3 protein-coding genes and 2 pseudogenes are annotated in these 3,653 nt (G+C 70.3%); 3 read left to right on the forward strand and 2 right to left on the reverse strand.

Translation table 11 applies throughout. The features are described 5' to 3' along the window. Nucleotides 1-1,007 (forward strand): annotated as a pseudogene (locus BN11_RS17790) (hypothetical protein); the annotation flags it as partial. Between the two features lie 3 nt (nucleotides 1,008-1,010). On the opposite strand, the pseudogene dusB reads toward BN11_RS17790, so the two are convergent. Further along, a pseudogene (gene dusB, locus BN11_RS17795) lies at nucleotides 1,011-2,203 on the reverse strand (tRNA dihydrouridine synthase DusB). Nucleotides 2,204-2,378: 175 nt separating this feature from the next. Beyond that, nucleotides 2,379-2,513: a hypothetical protein gene (locus tag BN11_RS25675; RefSeq protein ID WP_268807144.1), complete on the reverse strand. Its 135-nt coding sequence runs from the start codon at nucleotides 2,511-2,513 to the stop codon at nucleotides 2,379-2,381. A gap of 31 nt (nucleotides 2,514-2,544) precedes the next feature. On the opposite strand from BN11_RS25675, the gene BN11_RS17800 reads away from it, so the two are divergent. Together BN11_RS17800 and BN11_RS17805 are read left to right on the forward strand one after the other, a co-directional pair. After that, nucleotides 2,545-3,180, forward strand: coding sequence for a sugar-binding protein (locus BN11_RS17800; RefSeq protein ID WP_048699637.1), 636 nt, complete (start codon nucleotides 2,545-2,547; stop codon nucleotides 3,178-3,180). 45 nt (nucleotides 3,181-3,225) lie between these two features. Continuing rightward, the coding region (locus tag BN11_RS17805) for a sulfurtransferase (RefSeq protein WP_048699638.1) at nucleotides 3,226-3,653 on the forward strand (428 nt) is incomplete at its 3' end.

A 3,653-nucleotide genomic window follows, 5' to 3' on the forward strand; every position in this document is an offset into this window, starting at 1 on the left:
ACACCAACGGCAAGCGCGACATCTTCGTGCGCGACACCGTGGCGAAGAAGACCCGCCGGGTGTCGATCGGCGCGGGAGCGACGCAGGCCAATGGATCCAGCTTCTGGCCGAAGATCTCCGACAACGGCCGGTACGTCTCCTTCATCTCCAGCGCGACCAACCTCGTGGCCGGCGACACCAACGCCCAGGCCGATGCCTTCCGCGTCGACACCACGACGGGCGCCGTCCTGCGACTCAGCGTCGGCGCCGGCGGCAAGCAGGCCAACGGCAAGTCGGCCAATCTGGACATGGACGCCACCGGCACGAAGTTCGTCTTCAGTTCCACGGCAACCAACCTCGTTACCGGCGACACCAACAGCACAGAGGACGTCTTCGTCCGCGATGTGACGACAGCGACGACCAGACGGATCTCGAGGTCGTCGAGCGGCGGGCAGATCACCTCCGGCACGGTGGAGATGACAACCATCAGTCCCAACGCTGCATACGTCGGATTCGTCTATGAGCTACCAGGCGGGCGGTCGGATCTTGGCTACCAATGGACCCGCTCGTCGAATTACCTTTCGGACCTGAGCGACGCCGCCGAGTACTACGGCAGCGTGGCGGGAACCAACCACGGTGTGGCTTGGCTCGCCGGCGCCTACGCCGAGGGCGGCCACTGCGACAGCCAACTCGCCACCGCCCCGCAGGCCGGGGACCCCGCCCTGGACGTCTATCTGGGTGAGTGCACCGGTCACAACGGGCAGACCATGGACGCCAATCCCGCCGGCACGATGATGGCCGTAGTGATCGGCGATTGGGGGTCTGCGACCACTCTGTATCTCTTCGACAAGGACCTCGACCTATGGGATGACGCTCCCGACGGGAACGCGGTCGCGTCGCTGGCCCGGGAAACCATCACTCCCGCCCTCGCGGCCAACGGTCAGAGCGTGGCGTATGCCGACGACTCGGGTCAGATCCGCAAATGGACGCACAAGACCGGCGCGATCGCGCTGATCAGCACCAGGTGAGGCTCACCCACCGCTGACATCGTCCTCGGCCTGCGCCACGAGCGCTCGTTGCTCGGGCGTCAGGTCGGGATTGTCCAGCCAGCCCTCGGGCAACACGACACGGCGCGGGTTGCCCGAGCGGCCGCGCTGGCCCTCGGCGTCGGCGCCCGGCCACGGAGCGGCGGGGTCGAGATCGGCGATCAGGTCGTCGAGATCGGCCAGGGTGTTGACGAGCGCCAGCCGGTGGCGGATCGTCGAACCGGCCGGAAAGCCCTTGAGATACCAGGCGATGTGCTTGCGGATGTCGCGGCAGCCCTTCGCCTCGTCCTCATAGAAGTCGCAGAGGTATGCCGCGTGCCGGCGCAGCGTCGCGCCCACCTCACCGAGGGTGGGCCTCACGCGCTCGGACCGGCCGGCGAAGGCCGCCGCCAGATCGGCGAAAAGCCATGGGCGGCCGAGGCATCCGCGTCCGACGACCACGCCGTCGCAGCCGGTCTCGGCGACCATCCGCACCGCGTCCTCGGCCGACCAGATGTCGCCGTTGCCGAGCACCGGGATGGATGTGACGGCCTCCTTGAGCCGGGCGATCGCGCTCCAGTCCGCCGTGCCGCTGTAGGCCTGCGAGACCGTGCGCGCGTGCAGAGCCACCGCCGCCGCCCCCGACGAGGCGGCGATCCGCCCGGCGTCGAGATAGGTCAGGTGTCCGTCGTCGATGCCCATGCGCATCTTCACGGTGACCGGCACGTCATACGGCTCGGCTTCCCGCACCCCGCCGCGGCGACGATCGAGCGGAACAGCTCGCGCTTCCACGGCAGCGCTCCCCCGCCGCCCTTGCGCGTCACCTTCGGCACGGGGCATCCGAAGTTGAGATCGATGTGATCGGCCCGGTCTTCCTGCACGAGGATCCGCACGGCGGCGGCCGTCGTCACCGGGTCGACGCTGTAGAGCTGGGTGGAGCGGGGCGACTCGTCGGGGTCGTGCTCGATCAGCCGCATCGTCAACTCGTTGCGCTCCACGAGCGCCCGCGAGGTGATCATCTCGCTGACATACAGCGAGGTCGCTCCCGACCCGCCGGCGCCGCCGTACTCCCGGCACAGGCGCCGGAAGGCGCGGTTCGTGATGCCCGCCATCGGCGCGAGCACGACGGGCGAGGCGATGGTGAGCGGCCCGAGGCGCAGCGGCCGGGCTGCGGGTGCGGGCAGGAGGGATGCGGTCATGACCGGGAAATTGTCCCATCCTCGCGGGTGGGCGCCGGGCAAGTTATCGTGACCGCACTGGGGACAGGGAGAACGATCGATGAGCAGACGTATGCCCCACGGCCGGTGCCGTTGCCGCGCTGGTGGCGCTCGCCGGGTGTTCCGGTGGGTCCGGCGGGGGCCGCGTCCGAGTGACCTACTCGGGCAGCGCCTCGACGGCGAGCGCGTCGACGGCGAGCGCCTCGAGCACGCCGAGCACGCCGGAGAAGACGACGTCCGCCTCGTCCACCTCGGCCGGCGCCACCGAGAGCGGGGACGAGGCCCCTGACACCCGCGAGGCCATCCCCGGGCCCGAGGTCGAGGTGGCGGCCCTGTCGAAGGCCCCGACGATCGACGGCGACCAGCGCGAGTGGGAGAAGGTCCCGGCATACAGCGTGCAGACCCAGGTCGGGGGCAAGGGCAGCACCAAGGCGACCTCCTCGTGGCGCCTCGGCTGGGACGAGAACGCCCTCTACCTCTTCGCCCGCGCGGCCGACCCGGCGCTGACCCAGACGCACGTGCAACGGCCGTGGCTCATCGGCACCGGCGACGCGATCGGCCTGGAGATCGGGACCTTCCGCGACCGCGTCAGCACCACCAAACTCGATGCCAAGGACACGCGAACCCTGATCGCCCCCAACGAAACCGGCGGCACCTTGCGCGCGATCGCCAAGGCCGACGGCGACGACTTCGACCAGGGCACGACCTGGACGAGCGGATCGGCCGTCGCCAAACGGACGGCGAGCGGATGGGTCGTCGAGGCAGCCATACCGTGGTCGGATCTGGGCCAGAAACCCAAGGCCGGACTCACCCTCGCGGGCCAGCTTCTCCAGGCCGACGCGGTCGCGAGTGGCGCCAAGCGCGGCTCTCTCGCCGCCCTGCTGTCCAACAACCCGCAGCGGCGCGGCAGCGGACTGAAGTGGCGGTTCGCGTGGGGGCAGTTGACTCTGCAGAAGTGACCCGACGAAGGCCGCCCGCCGGGTGACCGGTGCCAGGATGGGTGCATGACGACGCTCATCACGCCCGACGGCCTGCACGCCGCCCTCGCGGGTGAGCGCCCACCGCTGCTGCTCGACGCGCAGTACAACCTCACCGGCACGCCGGGACGGGAACTGTACGCCGCCGCCCACCTCGCCGGTGCGCTGTTCGTCGATGTCGACCTCGACCTCGCCGACCCGCCCGGTCCCGGCGGTCGCCATCCCCTGCCGGACATGACCCGTCTGCAGGGCACGCTGCGCCGCCTCGGCATCAACGACACCAGCCCGGTCGTCGTCTACGACCAGGGCAGCGGGATGGGGTCGGCACGCGCCTGGTGGCTGCTCACGTATGTGGGGCTGGCCGACGTGCGCGTCCTCGACGGCGGCCTTGCCGCCTGGACCAGCGCCGGGTATGCCGTGACCGACGCTCCGTCCCCGCCGCCGGTTCCCGGCGG

This window comes from Nostocoides australiense Ben110 (assembly GCF_001050535.1).
Taxonomy (GTDB): domain Bacteria; phylum Actinomycetota; class Actinomycetes; order Actinomycetales; family Dermatophilaceae; genus Nostocoides_A; species Nostocoides_A australiense.